Here is a 19,199-nt window from a genome sequence, read left to right as displayed (position 1 = left end):
TGACTAGCGCTGCTGCCTCAGCATGGCGATCACCCGGTGCACGCTTTCCAACGTCTCGTCGATCTCTGCCGCCGTGTTGTAGTGGGCAATACCGATGCGCACGACGCCCTGCTCGGCCGGAATGCCGAGATGGTGGACGATCTCCCAGGCGTAGTTGTGACCCGACCATAGAAAAATGTTCTCGGCATTCATCTGCCGCACGATCGTCTCTGGCACGATGCCGTCGACGGTGAAGGACACGGTCGGCACGCGCTCAATGACACGCTTCTGATCGGTGATGCCGCGGATGGTCAGGCCCTCAATGGCGGACAGCCCATCGATCAGCCTCAGCGCCAGCGGGTTTTCGTAGGCGATCGACACTTCGTATGCCTTTGCGATCTTTTGCCTTCGCGAACCGCCCTCGCCGGCCGCAGCACCGAGTTCGGCGAAGTAATCGACCGCTGCGGTAAGCCCGGCCATCAGTTCGATCTGCGGCGTGCCGAGTTCGAAGCGCTCCGGCAGGCCATTGGAAGAGCAACGGCATTTGTAGGGTTGCAGCGCATCGATGATGTCGCGGCGTCCCCACAATATGCCCATATGCGGGCCGAAGAATTTGTAGGCCGAGCAGATCAGGAAGTCGCAGCCGAGATCCTGCACGTCGACCAGCCCATGCGGCGCGAACTGCACGGCGTCGACATAGACCACCGCGCCGGCCTGTTTGGCGATGGCCGTCAGCGCTTTCACCCGATTGATCGAGCCGGTGAGGTTCGAGGCATAGTTCAGCGCAACGAGTTTTGTCCTGTCGGTAAGCAGAGCGCTGAGCGCCGCCTCCTCGACCTGCCAGCTGTTCTCGTCGAAAGGCAGGAAGCGCACCAAGAGGCCAAGATCTTCGGCCAGTTGCAGCCAGGGCGAGACATTGCCCTCATGATCCATGCGGGTGACGATGATCTCGTCGCCCGGCTTGAAGCCGCGGCCGAGCGTGCGCGACATGTGATAGGTCAGCGTCGTCATGTTGGCGCCGATGATTATTTCCTCCGCGCTCGCTGCACCCAGGAAATCGGCCATCGCCTCATGGGCGTCGTCGAACACCTTTTGCGCGGCAAGCGTGGTTTCGAAATAACCGCCGAGATTGGCGTTGGTGGTGAGGAGGCAGCGCGCCACCGCATCGGCAACCGCCTGTGGCACCTGCGTGCCGGCCGGATTGTCGAGATAGATGCGCCGGCGGCCCTTGTCGGTCAGGTCCAGCGCCGGAAATTTCCCCCTGACGGTCTCGATCGGAAAATCCATTGCTGTCCCCTTACCCTTGTGTTTGCTCGGCAATTTCGTTCGAACGGCTTGCCTATGGGCACGGATTGCCGACGCGCTGATGGATTGCGTCGACGGCCTTCTGCATCTCGTCGGTCCAGGTCACGTCGACTGAGGACAGCGCCATCTCGAGCTGGGCAATCGTCGTCGCGCCGATGATGCTGGAGGTAACAAAGGGTCGGCTGGCGACATAGGCGTTGGCGAACAGCGCCGGTTCGAGGCCGAAGGAGCGCGCCAGTTCGTTGTATTCGAGCTGCGCCTCCGCCGCATTCGGCGTCTCATAGCGCTGGCCGCGGTTGAACAGCTGCGAGCGCGAACCTTGCGGCCGCGCGCCATGATCGTATTTGCCGGTGAGATAGCCTTGCGCCAGCGGCGAATAGGCGAGAAAGCCAACCTCTTCGCGGTCGCAGACTTCGGCGAGGTTCACCTCAAATGTGCGGTTGACGAGGTTGTATGCGTTTTGCAGCGAAACGACACGCGGACCGACGCCTTTGTCGGCCTCGGCGATGAAGCGCATCACGCCCCAGGAATTTTCGTTGGACAGGCCGAGATGGCGGATTTTTCCCGCCTTCACCAGTTCGTCGAAGACGGCCAGCGTCTCGGCGATCGGCGTCTCGCCGGCCGGCGCGCCAACCGCGTCGGCGCGGCGCGGCGTGGCGCCGACGCGGGTCGGGTTGGCGCCCCAGGGGATGTCGCGCTCCGGCCAGTGGATCTGGTAGAGGTCGAGATAGTCGGTGCCGAGCTTGGCCAGCGATTTGTCGATGGCGTCAAAGATGTCGGCGCGCACCAATTTCGACGGACGGTCGCCACGAAACCAGCTGTTGGCGGTGCGGCCGACCACCTTCGAGGCCAGGATCACCTTGTCGCGGTTGCCCTTGGCCTTCATCCAGCTGCCGATGATCTTTTCCGTGCGCCCCTGCGTCTCGGCCTTGGGCGGGATCGGGTAGAGCTCGGCGGTGTCGATGAAATTCACGCCACGTTCAAAAGCCAGATCCATCTGCGCATGGCCATCGGCCTCGGTGTTCTGCTCGCCCCAGGTCATCGACCCCAGGCAGATCTGGGTCACAAGAAGATCGGTCCGACCGAGACGGCGTTTATGCATCGAATTTTCTCCGGCGGGAATTGCGCGGCTACGCGGGAAGGAAGCCGCATCTATAGGGAAAGCGGCGCCGCTCTCCAACCCTTAGCGGACCGACTTTTGCGTGAACCCTGGAAGTCAGCGCCGGACGCCAGCCAAAGCGCGCCGCTTGGCCTCGTCGATCAGCATGTTGGCCACCTGCATGCGGATCATTGCGCGCTGGCGCAGATGCGGCGCGACGCGGTCGGGGTGGTTGGCGAAGGCGAAGCTGCGGCGCATGCGGCCAAGGTCAGCGCTCTTGACGGGATGATCGAGGCCGAGCTCGATGGCGATCGCGTCAGGATCGATCGGCGGCAGCTTCTCCTCGGGCATTGTCTCTTCGCCGGCCAGCGCCAGCTTGGCATGATCGAGAAGGGCCGCGAATTCGGCGGCGAGATCGGCTCCCGCCTCGCGGTATTCGGCGGCGAATGTTTCCCCCGAGACCTTGATGCGGCCGGAATGAAGCTCGTCGGCCACGGAGAGATAGTCGAACGGGATCGACGGCCGCGCGCCAGTATCGCCGCTCGTCTGCGCGCCAGCCTCGTCCTTGTCGGAGGCGACGAACAGATCGTCGAGCAAGGAAGCGAAATCCCGCTTGGCGCCGATGTCAGCCTCCCCCTCGTTTAAGCGTGCGAACAGAGCCGGTCGCAGCATAGAACCGGCTCGTTAAAAATGAATGCCGCTGATCTTAACCAGTTTAGGCGTTTGCGAGGCTTGCGCGGCCCGGTTGGCGATGTGCAAGACCCAACAAAAAGCCGGACTGCATTTGCATGCAGTCCGGAAATTCGCCAGGAGTGGCGAGGAAAAGCCGGCCATGTGCCAGCGTCTATGCATACGGTGGGGATGCGCCACAAGTTTCAGCGCACGCGGCAATTGTGCCGAAAAAAATTCGCTTGGCATGGCTGCCATGCAAATGCTGCACTGCACAATCTTCACAATTTTCCTATATTCGGCGCCGTGGAGGATCAACAAGGGGCCGAATCATGGGGTTCTTCACTGAAATGTTTGCCCGTCCGCGTCCGCAGGAGCATCAGCGTTATCGTTCCGCCCTGGCACTGCTGCACTCGATGAGCAATGCCGACCGCGCCGACATCGGCGTCAAGCCGGCCGATTTCCCACGCATCGCGCGCGAAATGTCACTGCGTTGAGTAAGCCTTGGCGCTGAACCAGCGTCATACGAAGTTTCCCGGCAGCGGCCGGGAAACCTCGCAACGCGCAATTCGTCAACGATTACCGAGATAGGCGCCCTTGGTCAGCGGCACGCCATTGTGGCGCAGGATGTCGTAGGCGGTGGTCACGTGGAAATAGAAGTTGGGCATGGCGACATGCAGCAGATACTGCATGCCGGGCATCGAGGCTTCGCGCTGGCCAAACTTCAGTTCGACCACCCTTTCATCCGAACCATCGAATTCGGCGGCCGAGAATGACGCCAGCAGATCGAGCGTCTTGGTCAGGCGCGCCTGAAGCTCGGCGAAGGTCGCTTCATTGTCTTCGTATTTCGGCACCTCGCGACGGGCCAGCCGTGATGGCGCGCCCTTGGCGTGGTCGGTGGCGACCTGCACCTGCCTGACCAGCGCGTACATGTCGGGCGCCAACCTCGCGGTCAAAAACACCTGCGGGTCGATCTTGCGCTCGGTTGCATTCTGTTCGGCCGCCGACAGCACGCCGGACAGCGCCTTCAGCCTGGCCGAAAACACCGGCACCGAGGCTTCATACATCGATAGTGTCACGTTCAAATCTCCATTGCGGCTGAAGCGCCGACGGCGGGACGTAGCGCCTTCCCGGAGGATTTTTCAAGCGTCACCACGTCGCCGCAATCGATGTGATAGAATCCTGTCGTGGTGGAGATCCCCGATGAGACTTGTCTTTCTGGCAGCGACCGCTTTTTTCTCCCTTGCTGTATCCAGCCAAGCTTTGTTGGCCGATGATGACCCGGCGACCGATGACCAGGCACCTTATGTCGACGACAGGTCGGATGCCGCAGCGGTGGTCCGTTCGCTCTACAGTGCCATCAACCGGCACGAATTCGCCCGCGCCTGGGCTTACTACGGCGATACCAAGCCGGCAAAGGATTTCGACACTTTCGTCAAGGGCTATGACGGCACCGACAAGGTCGACGTTGAAACCGGCGCCATTTCCGATGAAGGTGCCGCCGGCAGCATCTATTACAGCGTCCCGGTGGCCATCCGCGCCACCGACAAGGACGGCAAGGAAGCAGTCTTCGCCGGCTGCTACACGCTGCGCCAGGTCAGCGCTCAGATCCAGGCCCCGCCGTTCCGACCGATCTTTATCGACAAGGGCGCGCTGAAGCCATCCAAGGCCGATTTCGAGGGGGCGCTGCCGCCAAGCTGTGGTGACGGGCCGCCGCCGCCGAAGAAGGACACCGCACTCGAGCACGTGAAGAAACTGTTCGCCGCTGATTATGGCGATCAGTGTGACAAGCAATTTCTCGGCGAGGAGCCGAACATCTTTTCGATCAAATACAAGGCAAAGGACGCGGCTGCCAGCGATCCCGACAAGGAAACGCGGCTTTTCGAGTTCTACTGCCAAGCGGCAGCCTATAACGCAAGTTCGGTCTACTACATGACCGACGAAGTATCGGGCGTGCGGCAGTTGCAGTTCACCGAGCCCGAAATGGATATCCGTTACGAGAACAATGACAGCGACGGCAAACTGCTGGGCATGGATATCATCGGCTTCCGCACATCCGGCTGGGCGGCCAATTCCGAATATGACGAAGACGCCAAGACGCTGACCACGTTCAACAAATGGCGCGGCATCGGCGACGCCTCGGACAAGGGGATATACCTGTTCCGTAACGGCGATTTTTCCCTCGTCCAATATGATGTGGACGCGTCTTACGATGGCGAGGAGAACCCGCAGACGGTGGTCGACTACAACACCGCGCCGTAGGGATCTTATCAGGAACCGCCGCGCTCAAGCAGTCCTTCACATTCGCCTTCTCGTTTCAGGCCGGGAACGCATCGGCCGGAAGAAGGCGCGAATGTCCTCGACCAGAAGACTCGGTTCCTCCAGCGCAGCGAAATGGCCCCCTCGCGGCATCGATGTCCATCGCTGAACGTCAAAGACCCGCGCCACCCAGGATCGAGGCGGCATCGGCAACTCGCGAGGGAAAAGCGCTACCCCAAATGGCGGCGAAACGCGTTCCAGCGTCTCGAACGCAAGAGGGAACAGTCGATTCTCCTTGTAGAGCCGCAAGGACGAGGTGAGCGCGTTGCTGAACCAATAGAGAGAAACATCCGTAAGGAGCGTGTCCATGCCGAAGGTGCGCTCCACGTCACCGTCGCAATCGCTCCAGCTACGGAACTTCTCGATCATCCAGGCTGCGAGACCGATCGGCGAGTCTGTCAGAGCATAAGCAAGCGTCTGAGGCTTCGTGCCCTGCAGATGGGCATAGGCGCCCTCCGTTGCCGTCCAGGCCGCGGCCTTTTCCAGAAAGGCCTGCTCCTCAACGGTGACAGGTGGCAGACCTGCACCCAAGGGTGGCCGATAGCTCCCGGGAATGTAATTGACGTGGACGCCAAGCACGCTTTCGGAATGGAGCCGTGCCATCCAGGCGGAAACGCCCGCGCCGATGTCGCCTCCTTGGGAAGCGAAGCGGTCGTAGCCGAGCCCGCGCATCAACTGTACCCATAACTCCGCGATGCGGCCGGAATGGAAGCCTGGTTCCGTCGGCGCCTGGGAAAAGCCGTATCCGGGCAAGGAGGGAACTACCACGTGGAAAGCGTCGGCCGGGTCACCACCATGGGCAGCTGGGTCTGCCAGCAATGGAATGACGTGTTCCATTTCGATGAACGAGCCGGGCCAGCCATGCGTTATGATCAGCGGCAGCGGCGCCGGTCCGTTGCCTGGCTGGTGGACAAAGTGGACATCTAGGTTGTTCAGCCTCGTCAGATATTGCGGCAGCCGGTTCAGCCGCTCCTCTTGCACTCTCCAGTCGAAGCGGTCTCGCCAGTAATCCGCAAGGCGTTTGATGAACGGCAGCTCGGCCCCATCGCTCCAGCCCGCTTCGCTTAGCGGAATTGGCCATCGTGTTGCGCTAAGCCGGCGCTGGAGATCTTCAAGTTGTTCGTTCGGAATTTGGATCTTGAAGGGGTGAGCGTCCATCGCTGTGCTTCCGATCTGTTGGATCATATCAGCCTACACCAGTAAGAGGATATCGGCCGAACCACGATCACCAAAACCAACGGGCACCTCTGGGCGATATGCCTCAAGGCGCCTTCGACAGCATCCAGTTCAGCGTTTGGCGCCAGTCCACCATGCGGATCGGCGTGCCGTGGGTGCCGGTCTCGAACCGGACGAACCGGGTCGGATAGGGATAGGCTTTGGAACTCGCAATGATGGAACGGAAGAAGGCTTCCTGCTTCTCCACGGGAAAGACCGGGTCCTTGCTGCCCTGGCCGAAGAACACCGGCACGTGACGCCTGTAAGCCGGGCTCGACAGGAAACTGTCATCCCATAGCGAGCCGAGCAGCAGCAGCCCGTTGATGCGCCGTCCCGTATCGCTGCGGCCGGCCAGCTTCCAGCACAGCGCGCCGCCCATCGAGCCACAGGCGACGAAGATTTTCGCGTCCGGCGAGGCCTCGGCATAATGGCCGATCAGCGCCGCGACCTGGGCCGCGCCCTTGTCGCCGAAATCGGTGAAATCGGGTGAGAGATAGAGGCCGCCATTGCCGGCCATCAGGTTCTTGATTCGGTTGAAGTTGCCGCCGAAGGTGAAGTCGTCGACGCCCTGCTTGCGGCTGCCGCCCTGCCCGTGCAGGTAAAGCACGATGATGCCGGCGCCCTCGGTCTTGCCGACAGCGACATGCCTGACATCGCCGGCATCGGTGTTCAGCAGCAGGTCCTGCTGCACCTTGCGCACGCCGACATCGACATACTTAGCCTGCACCCGGCGCTCCGGCACCTGGTCGCGGGCGTTGATGTCGCGCAGCTCCTGGTAGTCGATGATCGTGTAGGCGCCTTTGTCCGTGGACGAGAGCGTCGCCGGATAGGCGAAGAGATCGTCCTTGTAGGGTTTTAGCTCGAGCGCGTCGGCTGGGGCGGCTGAGAACAGGAAAAGGAGTGAAACCAGAAGGGTATGGAGCGCGGCCGCCCCCCTCTGGCCTGCCGGCCATCTCCCCCTCAAGGGGGGAGATTGGATATCACGCCGCCTTCCGCCAATCTTCAAAGCTGCAGGATAGACGCCGCCATCGAGGCTGCTGATCTCCCCCCTTGAGGGGGAGATGGCCGGCAGGCCAGAGGGGGGTAGAAGCGCTGAGGCAAGTAAAGAGAGAGCCATGCTAAAGGCATGCGTTTTTCGGCTTCGCTTTGTCAATCCTGCAGCACGCCGCCGGCGTCTTCCAGCGCCTCGCGGGTGTCGACATCGATCGACGCGCTGTCGCCGATCTCGACGTCGATGACATCCAGTCCCTCGGCCTCGACCAGATGGCGGGCGCCGGTGTCGCCCTCGAGGTGGGCGATGCCTCCAAACAGCGCGCGTGGCAGCAGCACCGGATTGCCGCGGCGGCCGTCATGGGCGGCACGCACCACTGAGCGGCCGCCGTCCCTACGGAAGGCCTCGATCAGCCTGTCGAGATCGGCCGATGAGATACCCGGCATGTCGCCGAGGACGATCATGGCGCCGGCCGCCTCGGCTCCAACGCGGGCAATGCCGGCTTTTAGAGACGAGGACAGGCCGTCGGCAAAATCCGGGTTGTCGGCAAAGATCACGTCGAGGCCCGAGAGCGCGGCGTGCACCCGCTCGCGCTGATGGCCGGTGACGACAACGGTGCTGGTTGCCTTCGAGGCCAGTGCGCGCTCGACTGTCCGGCGCACCAGCGGCTTGCCGTCGAACAGCGCCAGAAGCTTGTTCGGCCCGCCCATGCGGCTGGAGCGACCGGCGGCCAGAAGCACGATCTCGACCTTCAGCCCGGCTCTCGCCGGCAGCGGCTCGCGCGGCTGCGGCCTGGTCGGGATTTCCATCAAGAGGCCGCCAACGCCCATGCCGGCAATGTCCTTGGCGGTGACGTCGAGACCGGCGATGAGCCTGTCGAGCACCCAATCGAAACCGTTCTCCTTGGGGCTGCGGGCGCAACCGGGCGCGCCGATGACGCGCTTGCCATCGAGCGTGCCCAGCACCAGCAGATTGCCGGGATCGACGGGCATGCCCGCGCGGATCACCGTGCCACCTGCTGCCTCGATCGCCGCCGGAACGACATCGTTGAAATCGCTCATCGCCGAGGCGCCGAAGATCACCACCATGTCGTTGTCGCGCGCCAGCGCGGCCGCTGCCTCGGCTACAGGCGCGATCTCGTGCGGCGTGCGGCGCTCCGTCGTCAGCCGGCCGCCGGAGCGTGCCAGCCGGGCCTCGGTGACGCGCAGCGTTTTGTCGAGCACGCTGGGCTTGATGCCGGGCAGCATCGTCTGAATGACGCCGATGCGCACCGGATGGTAGGCGTTGACGGCGAAGATCTCGCCGCCGGCGCAGATCTTCGTCACCTTGTCGACCAGAGCCGTGGCAACAGCGAACGGGATGATCTTGACCGTCGCCACCATTTGCCCCGTCTCGACAGGTGCGTGCTGCGCTAGCGTGGCGATGGTGATGGTCGGGTCGACGGCATTGATGGCGTCGATCATCGTGGCATCGACGGTGAAGAGACCGGCGGCCTTGGCATGGAGGTTGACGCGGCCGGTCGCGGCGGGTTTTGCCTCGATGTTGCGATGGGCCATGCTTCCGGCGATCTTTTCGGCCGCCGCATCTTCGCTGAGATCATCGGCGGCAAGCACCGCCGCGACGATCTCGGTAATGCCGGCTGCTTTCAGAGCCGCCACGTCCTGTGCGCTCAGCGTGTGCGCCTTGCGGAAACGCCGCTCACCCGCCGTGGTGGCATGCGCGAGCACCGCGCCTTCGGCCTGGTCGATCGGAACCGGGCCGAATCTCACGCTGCGGCGCCTTTCGCTTCCAGCCCTCGCGAGCGAAAGGCATGGATCGTCTGAGCCAGGACGGCGACGGCGATCTCGGCCGGGCTCGCCGCACCGATATCGAGACCGATCGGCGCGTGGATGCGGGCGATCTGGTCGGCGCTGGCGCCCAGCGCCAGCAAACGCTCGACGCGCTTGGCGTGGGTCTTGCGGCTGCCGAGCGCCCCGACATAGAAGCAATTGGCGTCCAGCGCCGCCTTCAGCGCGAAATCGTCGATCTTGGGATCATGGGTGACGGCGGCAAGCGCGGTGTAGCTGTCGAGCGGCTGGCGCTTCAGCACATCCTCCGGCCATTCGGCATGGAGTGCTACATCGGGAAAACGGTCCGGAGTGGCGAAGGCGGTGCGCGGATCGATGATCTCTAGGGGATAGCCGGCGATCCTGGCCATCGGCGCCAGCGCCTGGCTGATATGGACGGCGCCGATCACCACCAGGCGCGGTTGCGGCAGGTGCGCGTTGAGGAAGAAGGTGCGCCCTTCAGCCTCGACCGAACCCGAATTGCCGGTGCGGAAAGCCTTGGCGATCGCTTGCCCGAGATCGCCGGCAACCTGGTCGCCTTCTCGCACGATGCGGTCGCGGCCGTCGCCGAGATCGGTCACCAGGATCGCCGCACGGCGGGCACGGCGTTCGGCATTGAGGGCTTTGAGAGCGTAGGGATCCATGCCTAACCGAGCCGCTCCACATAGACCTTGATGCGGCCGCCGCAGGATAGGCCGACCTGCCAGGCGGTCTCGTCGGCAACGCCGAACTCCAGCATTTTGGCCTTGCCGCTGTCGATGACGTCGATCGCCTCGCTTACCACGGCGCCCTCGACGCAGCCGCCCGAGACCGAGCCGTGGAAATTGCCTTCGGCGTCGATGACCAGATGACTGCCGACCGGCCTCGGCGCCGAACCCCAGGTCTCGACCACAGTGGCGATGGCGACATCCTTGCCGTCCTTCATCCAGCCCTCCGCGATGATCAAGGGGTCGCGGGCCTCATCGAGATAGATGCTGTTGTCCATGATCGCTTGCCTCAAAGTCTGTTTTTCTCTGGGAGCCTGTTTTTCGGAATCCAATATGGCTATGCGGCGCGCCTGACACCAGCGTCCAGCCAGCGACGCGGATCGACCGAAGCGGCCGATTTCTTGTCCAGCGAGGCGCAGAGGTCGGCCAGCGCATCGAGATTGTGTACCGAGCGGAACTCGTCGACATGAGGCAGCATCGCTCTGACGCCGCGGGCCCGCGCCTCGAAGCCGCCAAAGCGCAGAAGCGGGTTGAGCCAGATCAGCCGCCGGCAGGATTTGTGCAGGCGATCCATCTCCTCCGACAGGCCGGAAACATCGTCGCGCTCCAAACCGTCGGTGATCAAAAGCACCACCGCGCCCTGCCCGAGCACGCGGCGTGACCAGTGCTTGTTGAACTCCGCCAGCGTATCGCCGATGCGGGTGCCGCCCGACCAGTCCTTCACCGCCGCCGAGCAGTCGGCAAGGGCGGCATCGGGGTCGCGATGGCGCATCTGCCGCGTGAGATTGGTCAGTCGCGTGCCGAAGACGAAGGTGTGCACGCGCCGCCGTTTTTCGGTCAGCGCATGCAGAAAGTGCAGGAAGATGCGCGTGTACTGGCTCATCGAACCGGAGATATCGGCGAGAACCACCAGCGGCGGATGCACTTCGCGGGCTGAGCGGAATTTCGGCAGGATCAGTTCGCCGCCGGTGCGCGCGGCCGAGCGCATCATGGCGCGTGGATCGATACGGCGGCCATGCAGGTCTGCCTTGAAGCGTCGGGTACGGACCATGTCGAACGGCAGCCGCAGCCGGGCAATCGCCTTCTTGGCGTCTGCCATCTCGTCGGCATTCATCTGGGCAAAGTCCTTGCCGCGCAGCACTTCATTCCCGGAGAAGGTTAGCCGGGCGTCGACTTCGATCTCCGGGATTTCCCTGACCGGCCGATTCTTCTCGTGGCCTTCGAACATGGCCTGGCTGACGCGGTTTTCTGCCGCGCGCGGCTTTTGCTTCTCCCTGGTGTCGGGCGCCACCGGCGAGAACATCACCAGAAGTTTCTCGATCAGCTCGCGCGATTTCCAGAACAGCCGGAAGGCTTCGTCGAAAACAGGGTGATCCTCGTGCCGCGACACCAGCACGGCATGCAGCGTCCAGTAGAAATCGTCGCGCGAACCGATGCCGGCTGCCAGCACCGCCTCGATCCCATCCTTGACCGAAGCCGGCCCGACCCGCATGCCGGATTTGCGCAAGGTGCGGGCGAAATAGACGATGTTGTCGGCGATGCGCCCGTCTTCCGTCGCCTCTCTGGGTTCGGTCTCTTTGGGGTAAGCACCCGGCGCCTTCACTGCCCTACTCCGCCGCCGCCAGTTCGGCCTTGACCTCATCGAGGATGCGCCGGCCCTCGCCCGCGCCGATGCGGGCAATGTCGTCCTGGTATTTCAGCAAAACGCCGATCGTGTCGGAGACGGTTTCGGGATCGAGCGCCACCTTGTCGAGTTCGGTCAGCGCGCCGGCCCAGTCGATGGTCTCGGCAACGCCCGGCGCCTTGAATAGCTCGACCCGGCGCAGCTTCTGGATGAACGACACCACTTCGGCCGAAAGCCGGCTGTTGGCCTGCGGCACCTTGCGCCGCACGATCTCCAGCTCGCGCTCGGCATTGGGATAATCGACCCAGTGATAGAGGCAGCGCCGCTTCAGCGCGTCGTGGATTTCGCGGGTGCGGTTGGTGGTGATGATGACGATCGGCGGCTCCTCCGCCTTGATCGTGCCAAGCTCGGGCACCGTCACCTGGAAATCGGACAGGATTTCGAGCAGGAACGCCTCGAAGGCTTCGTCGGTGCGGTCGAGCTCGTCGATCAGGAACACCGGGGCCGCACCCGCCTTGCCGGTCAGCGCATCGAGCACCGGCCGGCGGATCAGGTATTTTTCGGAAAAGACATTGCGCTCCATGTCGGAGCGGTCGACCGAGCCTGCCGCCTCCTCCATGCGGATCTCTATCATCTGCGCGGCGTAATTCCACTCATAGACAGCGGACGAGACGTCGAGCCCTTCATAGCATTGCAGGCGGATCAGCCGGCGGCCGAGTGCCTGCGCCAGCACCTTGGCGATCTCGGTCTTGCCGACGCCGGCCTCCCCTTCAAGGAACAGCGGCCGCTGCATGCGCAGCGACAGGAACAGCACCGTTGCGAGCGAGCGGTCCGCGACATAGTCCGCGCCGGTCAGGAGATCGAGCGTTTCGTCGATCGTCCGCGGCGCGGGGCGCGGTTTCAGCTCGGTCATTCTTTCTCCGTTGCCGCCTCTGCTCCGCTCTGCAGCACGTGGTAGTCGCGGGCGTGGTAGATCAGCGGCCGCAAATTATCGCCCATGCGCAGGCCTGTCACCTTGCCAAAAAGCACACGATGGGTGGCGAGATCCTTGGTGTCGATCAATTCGCAGTCGAAAACCGCAAGAGCGCCCTTCAGGGTAGGCGCGCCCGTCGTTATGACATCCCACTCGCCAAGCGCGAAACGCTCATCGGCCGACAGCCCGGTCAGGCCTGAAAACGCCACCGATAGGGGCTGCTGGTGCGAAGCCAGCGTGTTCAGCGCAAACCGGCCGTTTTGCATGAACAGCTCGTTCTTGGCATTCTCGCGGTTGAGACAGACGAGAACCGTCGGCGGCGTGTCCGACACCGAACAGGCGGCAATCACCGTCGTGCCGCGTTTGCCGGCGGCCCCTTCGGTGGTCACCACATGGACATGGCCGGCAAAATGCGCCATCGCGTCGCGATAGGCCTGGGGCCCTATGTCGTTCAACTTCAACACCGATGATTTTCCATAAGCGGGAATCCAAGCGTTATATATGGCGGCACACAATAGGCCACAAGCGAAGTGCTTGACGCCAATCCGCAAATTCCCGTGTTGCGCCTGGGGCGGGCAGCCTTTAGGTCTTGGCGGAAGAGACGCTGGAAGCATGCGACCGGCACGGAGGAATTCGTCGTCAGAATGCGACCCCTAACAGCTGTAATAGCGGCACTGCTCTGGCTGCTGCCGGCAAGCGCCGGCGCGCAGACTTTGCTTGTCGGCGTCGCCGCACCCCTGTCCGGTCCGTCGGCGATCCTGGGCAAGCAGATTGAGGCGGGTGCTGCCCTGGCAGCAGAAGCCAACGGCGCCGAGATCAGGACGGTCGACGATGCCTGCACAGCCGATGGCGGCGCCGCCGCCGCGAGGGAGTTCGCGGCGGCGAAGGTCAAGGTCGTCGTCGGCTTCCTCTGCACCGAGGCGATCCAGGCGGCGCTGCCGATCCTCAAGGACGCTGACATACCGGTCATCACCGTTGGCGTGCGCACCGAAAGCCTGACCGATCGCCGCGCCAAAACCGGCTGGCCGGTCTACCGGCTGGGGCCACGCGGCGACGACGAGCGCAATGCGGTGGCCGGCATCCTGACCCGGCTGTGGCAGAGCGAATTGTTCGCCATCGTCGATGACGGGACCATCTATGGCCGCGAAATCGCCGAGACGCTGCGCGCAGCGGCCGAACAGGCGGCGCTGAAGCCGGTCTTCACAGACACGTTCCGGCCGCAGCTCGACAACCAGATCGGGCTGATCGGCCGGCTGAAGAAGGCGGGCGCGACGCATGTCTTTGCCGGTGGCGACGGCGACGACATCGCCATTATGGGCCGCGACGCCGGCCAGCTCGAGGCCGGCATTGTCTTTGCCGGCGGCGAGAATTTGCGCACGCCACCCGGCGATGTGCCTTACGCCGTCGGCACGCTGATGATCGCGCCGCCGGAATGGGCCGATGTCGCCGATCCCAAGGTGCTGGCGGCGTTTACGGCCAAGAACATCGCGCCGGATGGCTATGCCTTGCCGGCCTATGCGGCGGTGGAGATTGCCAAGGCGGCCTCGGCCGCGCCCGAGACCTCGGGCAAGGGGCTGGCCGACGCGCTAACCGGGCATGATTTCACCACCGCGATCGGGCCGCTGCGGTTCGACGACAAAGGCGATCTGAGCCAAAACCTCTATCGCGCCTTCCGCTTCGACGGGACGCGTTTCGTGCCGGCGGAGACGAACTGATGTTTCGCACCGGGCCGCGCAATCTGATCACCGATGTCGCCGGCTTGCGCGTCGGCAACGCGTCGGATGCCAGGCTGAAATCGGGCGTCACGACCGTGCTGTGCGATGAACCGGCGGTCGGTGGCGTGCAGATCCTCGGCGGCGCGCCGGGCACGCGCGAGACCGACCTGCTCGAACCGCACAATTCCATCGAGGCGGTTCATGCCGTCGTGCTGTCGGGCGGCTCGGCCTTCGGCCTCGACGCCGCCTCCGGCGTTCAGGCAGCGCTGCGCGAAAAAGGCATTGGCGTCGATGTCGGCGGCTTTCGCGTGCCGATCGTGCCGGCGGCGATCCTGTTCGACCTGCGCAATGGCGGCGACAAGGATTGGGGCCGTTATCCTCCCTACCGCGATCTCGGCTACGAAGCCGCCCAGGCGGCAACAGTCGACTTTCCGCTCGGCACAATCGGCGCCGGCACCGGGGCGCTGAGTTCCGGGCTGAAGGGCGGCCTTGGCTCTGCCTCGACTGTGCTCGACAACGGCGTCACCATCGGCGCACTCGCCGCCGCCAACCCGACCGGCTCGGTAACGATCGCGCGGACCCGCTATTTCTGGGCAGCACCCTTCGAGATCGGCGATGAATTCGGAGGCCTCGGCTATCCCTCGCCGATGCCGGACGACGCCAGGCGGATCCTATTGAAATACCGCGACAAGCGTGTCGGTGGACAAGCCGAGGCCGGTGGCAACACCACCATCGCCGTCATCGCCACCGACGCCGTGCTGACCAAGGCGGCAGCCAAGCGGCTGGCCATTTCAGCGCATGACGGCTTCGTGCGCGCCATCTGGCCCGTGCACACGCCGGCTGACGGCGATCTGGTGTTCGCGCTGGCGACGGGGAAGAGCGGCATAGAACTCAGCGCCGACGATGCCGTCGATTTCTTTGCCGCCGCCGGCGCCACCATGGCGCGCGCCATCAGCCGCGGCATCCATGCCGCGACGCCGGCCGATGGCGATCTGTTTCCGGTGTGGTCGTCGCGCTGACTTTCAGTCAGGTCGGGTCGGACTCCTCTTCCTCGAAGCTGACCGCGACATCCGAATTCGCCGACAGCCAGACTTTCTGGCCCTCGACCTCGGCAAGCAGGCTCAAGGGAATGTAGTGGTGATGCCCCTGATGGGTGCCCTCGCCGCTGTCGGCCTTGGTCAACTTGATCCGCTCGCCATCGACCCTGTCGACGGTGCCGATGTGAACGCCGTCGGCGCCGACCACTTCCATATGCTCGCGAATCTTGCTGGCCTCAGTCATGGGGTGTTCTCCTTTTGAAAACGATCGACGATAACAAACAGAGGCGAAATTGGATGCATCGCCTTTCGAATAGCACGATGTTTTGACTGTCTCGTGATAGGGAACGATCGAACCACGGCAGGCGGAGCGGAACCCCGATGCGAAATCTCGTCCTGATTGGCGTTTGCCTGCTGGTCCATCTCGCATCCGCCATGGCCGCCCGAGCGGGCGATGTCGCCGAGCTTGAAATCCTCGGCTTCAGCAAGGATGGCAGCGTCTTCACCTTCGAGGAATATGGTGTGGCAGACGGTTCGGGCTTTCCCTATGCCAATCGCTACTACATCAACACCGCCGACGACACGTTCCTGAAGGGCACGCCAATCCGGGTCCGGCTGGAGGATGAGACCGCCTCGCTCGAGACGGCCCGTCAGCAAGCCAGGCAAAAAGGCGAAGCAATCATTGCCCAGGCCGAGCTTACCGCCAACCGCGGCATCACCGCCGGCTTCAACCCGGTGACCGAATTGTCGGCCGACCCGTTCCGCATGGTGGTCAACCCACGGCCGATCTTTTCGCCGGTCGACCCGCCGCTGGAATTCCGGCTCGACGAGATCGGCATGAACGACACCGAAAGCTGCCAGAGCCAAGGCGAGATCAACGGTTTTCGCTTGCTGCGGATCGAGGCCAGGGATGGCGGCCAGACCCATCTGCTGCATGAGGATAAATCGATCCCGAAAAGCCGTGGCTGCCCGAACGGCTACAGGATCGGCGCGGTGCAGACATTTTCGATGGACGGCATCAGCGCCTATGCGGTGCTGATCGCGGTGCGCCAACACGGCTTCGAAGGGCCGGATTTTCGCTGGATCGCCGTGACCGGACGCCTGTGACATCGCTCGATCAATCCAGTTGGCGCAAGCGCGCCGGAAATCGCGTCAGCCGCGCCGTACCATCGACGGGCACGGCGCTTGTCGGCGCCTTGCTGTGGGCGATGGCCATGGGCGCCAGCGCGCTGACCGGTCTTTGGCTCGACAATTGGGAGACCCGGAAAAGATCCGCTTCGTCGCCCTGCTGTTTGCGACCGGCGCGGCATTGGCCTTTCCCGTCGGGTTGTTCGCGGCGCGGCTGGTCTCGCTCGACCGGCATTGGGAGGTGGCGTTCGCCGCCGCCTTCGTCTGCCTGCTTGCCACGACGCTCGCCTTCACCGGCGGGTTGTTTGCGCTGCAATACCGCTCCTATTATGCCGAATGGCACGCGGAGGCCTTCACCGCCCGGTGGGCGTTCGAACTGGTCTTCACCTCGCTGACGGCGCTCTACCAGTTCGTAGTGCTGGGTATCAGGCTCTATTTTCCGCTCGGATTCATCGCACTTGCCGCCGCCAGCGTGTGGTTTGCGCGCCAGCAGCGTTGAGCATTCGGCTGGCGTCTGTTAGGAGGCTGGCTTACTCACCCAAAGATCAGGACTGACGGATGATCCCTCGCTATTCCCGGCCGGAAATGGTCGCCATCTGGTCGCCAGAGACACGTTTCCGTATCTGGTTCGAAATCGAAGCCCATGCCTGCGATGCGTTGGCTGAGCTCGGCGTCATCCCCAGGGAAGCGGCGAAAACCATCTGGGAAAAAGGCGGCGCCGCCAAATTCGACGTCGGCAAGATCGACGAGATCGAGGCCGTCACCAAGCACGACGTCATCGCCTTCCTCACCCATCTCGCCGAATTCGTCGGGCCGGATGCGCGTTTCATCCACCAGGGCATGACCTCGTCAGATGTACTCGACACCTGCCTTGCGGTGCAGCTCGGCCGCGCCAGCGATATCCTGCTGGCCGACCTCGACGGCCTGCTCGCCGCGCTGAAGCGCCGGGCCTTCGAGCACAAGGACACCGTCACCATCGGCCGCAGCCACGGCATCCACGCCGAGCCGACCACCTTCGGCGTCAAGCTGGCGCAGGCCTATGCCGAGTTCTCACGCTGCCGCGAGCGGCTGGTGCACGCGCGAGAGGATATTGCCACCTGCGCTATCTCGGGCGCGATCGGCACCTTCGCCAACATCGACCCTTATGTCGAAGAGCATGTGGCGAAAAAGCTTGGGCTGAAGCCGGAGCCGGTGTCGACGCAGGTCATCCCGCGCGACCGCCACGCCATGTTCTTTGCCACGCTCGGCGTCATCGCCTCGTCGGTCGAGCGGCTGGCGACCGAGATCCGCCATCTGCAGCGCACCGAGGTGCTGGAAGCGGAAGAGTATTTTTCGCCGGGCCAGAAGGGCTCGTCGGCAATGCCGCACAAGCGCAACCCGGTGCTGACCGAAAACCTCACCGGCCTTGCCCGCATGGTGCGCTCCATGGCGCTGCCGGCGATGGAGAATGTGGCGCTCTGGCACGAGCGCGACATCTCGCATTCCTCGGTCGAGCGCATGATAGGGCCGGACGCCACGGTAACGCTGGATTTCGCGCTGTCGCGGCTCACCGGCGTCGTCGACAAATTGCTGGTCTATCCCGACAACATGCTGAAGAACATGAACAAGTTCCGTGGCCTTGTGCATTCGCAGCGCGTGCTTTTGGCGCTGACGCAAGCCGGCGTCAGCCGCGAGGATGCCTACCGCCTGGTGCAGCGCAACGCCATGAAGGTATGGGAACATGGCGCTGATTTCCTTGAGGAATTGTTGGCCGACAAGGAAGTCACCGCAGCGCTGCCCGAAGCCGAGATCCGCGAGAAATTCGACCTGGGCTATCACACCAAGCATGTCGACACGATCTTCAAGCGGGTTTTCGGATAGGATCTTCCATGCGGCTGGCTGTCCTTTCCGACATCCATGGGAATCTGCGCGCGCTTGAGGCGGTTCATGCGCAGATCAAAGACGCTTCTCCCGACATCATCGTCAATCTGGGCGATTGTCTCTCCGGGCCGCTATGGCCTGAAGAAACCGCGCAATATCTGATGGCACAGAATTGGCCGACCGTGCGCGGCAATCACGACCGTGTGCTGGTCGAGCCGCCTGCTTCCGGGTTGGAAGACGTCGATGCTTTCACCCACCAATGCCTGTCCCAGGCGTCATTGACCTGGCTCTCCGCATTGCCGGTCACCCTGTCGCCTGCCCAGGACATCCTGCTTTGCCATGGCAGCCCCAGTGACGACGACGTGTTCCTGCTCGAGGAAGACGGAGGCAGCCACTTCCACCCGTCCAATGAAAAGCAGATCAGGCACAAGCTGGGCAGCGCCGGCGCCGGGCTGACCTTGTGCGGCCATACACATACGCCGCGCGTTGTGCGCTTGTCGGACAACCGGACAATCCTCAATCCCGGCAGTGTCGGCGTCCAGGCATTCCCAGGTTTGACTGTGACCGGCAGTCCGGATGCCCGCTATGCCCTTGCCACGCGCAAGGACAGACAATGGTCGTTCAGCCATCATACGGTCAGCTATGACTGGACCGAGGCGTCCACCCGCGCGACAGCCACCGGCTTCGACAGCTGGGCGCATGGGCTGCTGACGGGCTACGCCGCCACTTCCTTGTAAGAACCGAGCGGGCGC

The 19,199-nt window shown here is 63.5% G+C and carries 20 protein-coding genes and 1 pseudogene; 8 read left to right on the top strand and 13 right to left on the bottom strand.

Annotation, left to right across the window (positions count from 1 at the left end; all coding sequences use genetic code 11):
* Positions 1 to 3 precede the first annotated feature (3 nt).
* The 3 genes from NLY44_RS06035 to NLY44_RS06025 form a co-directional block, all read right to left on the bottom strand.
* Positions 4 to 1,266 (bottom strand): cysteine desulfurase-like protein, encoded by a 1,263-nt coding sequence (locus tag NLY44_RS06035; protein ID WP_023690167.1) that lies wholly within the window; start codon positions 1,264 to 1,266, stop codon positions 4 to 6.
* A gap of 52 nt (positions 1,267 to 1,318) precedes the next feature.
* On the bottom strand, positions 1,319 to 2,386 hold the full coding sequence (locus NLY44_RS06030) for an aldo/keto reductase (protein ID WP_023806479.1): 1,068 nt from the start codon (positions 2,384 to 2,386) through the stop codon (positions 1,319 to 1,321).
* Positions 2,387 to 2,500: 114 nt separating this feature from the next.
* On the bottom strand, positions 2,501 to 3,055 hold the full coding sequence (locus tag NLY44_RS06025; protein WP_245263864.1) for a hypothetical protein: 555 nt from the start codon (positions 3,053 to 3,055) through the stop codon (positions 2,501 to 2,503).
* Positions 3,056 to 3,384: 329 nt separating this feature from the next.
* Here NLY44_RS06025 and NLY44_RS06020 point away from each other — a divergent pair, with 329 nt between their 5' ends.
* Positions 3,385 to 3,549, top strand: coding sequence for a hypothetical protein (locus NLY44_RS06020; protein ID WP_023690170.1), 165 nt, complete (start codon positions 3,385 to 3,387; stop codon positions 3,547 to 3,549).
* 75 nt (positions 3,550 to 3,624) lie between these two features.
* Here the strand turns inward: NLY44_RS06020 and NLY44_RS06015 are convergent, their stop codons facing one another.
* Positions 3,625 to 4,131, bottom strand: a complete 507-nt coding sequence (locus NLY44_RS06015; RefSeq protein ID WP_023669071.1) for a DUF1993 domain-containing protein — start codon at positions 4,129 to 4,131, stop codon at positions 3,625 to 3,627.
* A 124-nt stretch (positions 4,132 to 4,255) separates the two neighbouring features.
* On the opposite strand from NLY44_RS06015, the gene NLY44_RS06010 reads away from it, so the two are divergent.
* A complete protein-coding gene (locus tag NLY44_RS06010; protein ID WP_023726913.1) occupies positions 4,256 to 5,314 on the top strand; it encodes a DUF1176 domain-containing protein in 1,059 nt (352 codons plus the stop codon).
* A 36-nt stretch (positions 5,315 to 5,350) separates the two neighbouring features.
* Here the strand turns inward: NLY44_RS06010 and NLY44_RS06005 are convergent, their stop codons facing one another.
* From NLY44_RS06005 to NLY44_RS05970, 8 genes are all read right to left on the bottom strand, one after another.
* Positions 5,351 to 6,556, bottom strand: coding sequence for an epoxide hydrolase family protein (locus tag NLY44_RS06005; protein ID WP_245263863.1), 1,206 nt, complete (start codon positions 6,554 to 6,556; stop codon positions 5,351 to 5,353).
* Between the two features lie 76 nt (positions 6,557 to 6,632).
* Positions 6,633 to 7,550, bottom strand: coding sequence for an alpha/beta hydrolase family protein (locus NLY44_RS06000; RefSeq protein ID WP_023806478.1), 918 nt, complete (start codon positions 7,548 to 7,550; stop codon positions 6,633 to 6,635).
* A gap of 185 nt (positions 7,551 to 7,735) precedes the next feature.
* Complete coding sequence (locus NLY44_RS05995; protein ID WP_023806477.1) at positions 7,736 to 9,346, bottom strand: NTP transferase domain-containing protein; 1,611 nt, start codon at positions 9,344 to 9,346, stop codon at positions 7,736 to 7,738.
* Complete coding sequence (locus tag NLY44_RS05990; RefSeq protein WP_023806476.1) at positions 9,343 to 10,047, bottom strand: XdhC family protein; 705 nt, start codon at positions 10,045 to 10,047, stop codon at positions 9,343 to 9,345. The genes NLY44_RS05995 and NLY44_RS05990 overlap by 4 nt, the downstream gene beginning before the upstream one ends.
* A 2-nt stretch (positions 10,048 to 10,049) precedes the next feature.
* Positions 10,050 to 10,388, bottom strand: coding sequence for an XdhC family protein (locus tag NLY44_RS05985; RefSeq protein WP_023734542.1), 339 nt, complete (start codon positions 10,386 to 10,388; stop codon positions 10,050 to 10,052).
* A gap of 59 nt (positions 10,389 to 10,447) precedes the next feature.
* Entirely contained in the window at positions 10,448 to 11,713 is a 1,266-nt protein-coding gene (locus tag NLY44_RS05980) for a vWA domain-containing protein (RefSeq protein WP_023806475.1), read from the bottom strand.
* Positions 11,714 to 11,717: 4 nt separating this feature from the next.
* A complete protein-coding gene (locus NLY44_RS05975; RefSeq protein ID WP_023700847.1) occupies positions 11,718 to 12,647 on the bottom strand; it encodes an AAA family ATPase in 930 nt (309 codons plus the stop codon).
* Positions 12,644 to 13,171 carry a flavin reductase gene (locus tag NLY44_RS05970; RefSeq protein WP_023806474.1) on the bottom strand — a complete coding sequence of 176 codons (528 nt, stop codon included), beginning with the start codon at positions 13,169 to 13,171 and terminating at the stop codon, positions 12,644 to 12,646. The genes NLY44_RS05975 and NLY44_RS05970 overlap by 4 nt, the downstream gene beginning before the upstream one ends.
* A gap of 180 nt (positions 13,172 to 13,351) precedes the next feature.
* Here NLY44_RS05970 and NLY44_RS05965 point away from each other — a divergent pair, with 180 nt between their 5' ends.
* Together NLY44_RS05965 and NLY44_RS05960 are read left to right on the top strand one after the other, a co-directional pair.
* On the top strand, positions 13,352 to 14,422 hold the full coding sequence (locus NLY44_RS05965) for a branched-chain amino acid ABC transporter substrate-binding protein (protein ID WP_023806473.1): 1,071 nt from the start codon (positions 13,352 to 13,354) through the stop codon (positions 14,420 to 14,422).
* On the top strand, positions 14,422 to 15,441 hold the full coding sequence (locus NLY44_RS05960) for a P1 family peptidase (protein ID WP_023806472.1): 1,020 nt from the start codon (positions 14,422 to 14,424) through the stop codon (positions 15,439 to 15,441). The genes NLY44_RS05965 and NLY44_RS05960 overlap by 1 nt, the downstream gene beginning before the upstream one ends.
* A gap of 7 nt (positions 15,442 to 15,448) precedes the next feature.
* On the opposite strand, the gene NLY44_RS05955 is transcribed toward NLY44_RS05960, so the two are convergent.
* A complete protein-coding gene (locus NLY44_RS05955) occupies positions 15,449 to 15,703 on the bottom strand; it encodes a DUF2171 domain-containing protein (protein WP_023690182.1) in 255 nt (84 codons plus the stop codon).
* A gap of 137 nt (positions 15,704 to 15,840) precedes the next feature.
* Between NLY44_RS05955 and NLY44_RS05950 the strand changes: the two genes are divergently transcribed.
* The 4 genes and pseudogenes from NLY44_RS05950 to NLY44_RS05935 all read left to right on the top strand — a co-directional run bounded on the left by NLY44_RS05950 (position 15,841) and on the right by NLY44_RS05935 (position 19,184).
* Positions 15,841 to 16,566, top strand: coding sequence for a DUF2259 domain-containing protein (locus NLY44_RS05950; RefSeq protein WP_023806471.1), 726 nt, complete (start codon positions 15,841 to 15,843; stop codon positions 16,564 to 16,566).
* 107 nt (positions 16,567 to 16,673) lie between these two features.
* Positions 16,674 to 17,086 (top strand): annotated as a pseudogene (locus NLY44_RS05945) (hypothetical protein).
* A 59-nt stretch (positions 17,087 to 17,145) separates the two neighbouring features.
* A complete protein-coding gene (gene purB / locus NLY44_RS05940; RefSeq protein WP_023806470.1) occupies positions 17,146 to 18,447 on the top strand; it encodes an adenylosuccinate lyase in 1,302 nt (433 codons plus the stop codon).
* Positions 18,448 to 18,455: 8 nt separating this feature from the next.
* Positions 18,456 to 19,184 (top strand): metallophosphoesterase family protein, encoded by a 729-nt coding sequence (locus tag NLY44_RS05935; protein WP_023694134.1) that lies wholly within the window; start codon positions 18,456 to 18,458, stop codon positions 19,182 to 19,184.
* Positions 19,185 to 19,199 lie beyond the last annotated feature (15 nt).

Source organism: Mesorhizobium sp. C089B (genome assembly GCF_030323125.1).
Taxonomy (GTDB): Bacteria; Pseudomonadota; Alphaproteobacteria; order Rhizobiales; family Rhizobiaceae; genus Mesorhizobium.
The sequence above is the reverse complement of the archived record's forward strand: the minus strand, read 5'-3'. Positions and strand labels throughout refer to the sequence as shown.

What these genes read in the sequence shown, in the direction of transcription:
- NLY44_RS05960 (WP_023806472.1), top strand. Translation starts at nt 14,422, where the DNA reads ATGTTTCGCACCGGGCCGCGCAATCTGATCACCGATGTCGCCGGCTTG.
- NLY44_RS05955 (WP_023690182.1), bottom strand. Translation starts at nt 15,703, where the DNA reads ATGACTGAGGCCAGCAAGATTCGCGAGCATATGGAAGTGGTCGGCGCC.
- purB (WP_023806470.1), top strand. Translation starts at nt 17,146, where the DNA reads ATGATCCCTCGCTATTCCCGGCCGGAAATGGTCGCCATCTGGTCGCCA.
- NLY44_RS06035 (WP_023690167.1), bottom strand. Translation starts at nt 1,266, where the DNA reads ATGGATTTTCCGATCGAGACCGTCAGGGGGAAATTTCCGGCGCTGGAC.
- NLY44_RS05950 (WP_023806471.1), top strand. Translation starts at nt 15,841, where the DNA reads ATGCGAAATCTCGTCCTGATTGGCGTTTGCCTGCTGGTCCATCTCGCA.
- NLY44_RS06025 (WP_245263864.1), bottom strand. Translation starts at nt 3,055, where the DNA reads ATGCTGCGACCGGCTCTGTTCGCACGCTTAAACGAGGGGGAGGCTGAC.
- NLY44_RS05965 (WP_023806473.1), top strand. Translation starts at nt 13,352, where the DNA reads ATGCGACCCCTAACAGCTGTAATAGCGGCACTGCTCTGGCTGCTGCCG.
- NLY44_RS05985 (WP_023734542.1), bottom strand. Translation starts at nt 10,388, where the DNA reads ATGGACAACAGCATCTATCTCGATGAGGCCCGCGACCCCTTGATCATC.
- NLY44_RS06030 (WP_023806479.1), bottom strand. Translation starts at nt 2,386, where the DNA reads ATGCATAAACGCCGTCTCGGTCGGACCGATCTTCTTGTGACCCAGATC.
- NLY44_RS06020 (WP_023690170.1), top strand. Translation starts at nt 3,385, where the DNA reads ATGGGGTTCTTCACTGAAATGTTTGCCCGTCCGCGTCCGCAGGAGCAT.
- NLY44_RS05990 (WP_023806476.1), bottom strand. Translation starts at nt 10,047, where the DNA reads ATGGATCCCTACGCTCTCAAAGCCCTCAATGCCGAACGCCGTGCCCGC.
- NLY44_RS06010 (WP_023726913.1), top strand. Translation starts at nt 4,256, where the DNA reads ATGAGACTTGTCTTTCTGGCAGCGACCGCTTTTTTCTCCCTTGCTGTA.
- NLY44_RS06005 (WP_245263863.1), bottom strand. Translation starts at nt 6,556, where the DNA reads ATGATCCAACAGATCGGAAGCACAGCGATGGACGCTCACCCCTTCAAG.
- NLY44_RS05975 (WP_023700847.1), bottom strand. Translation starts at nt 12,647, where the DNA reads ATGACCGAGCTGAAACCGCGCCCCGCGCCGCGGACGATCGACGAAACG.
- NLY44_RS05935 (WP_023694134.1), top strand. Translation starts at nt 18,456, where the DNA reads ATGCGGCTGGCTGTCCTTTCCGACATCCATGGGAATCTGCGCGCGCTT.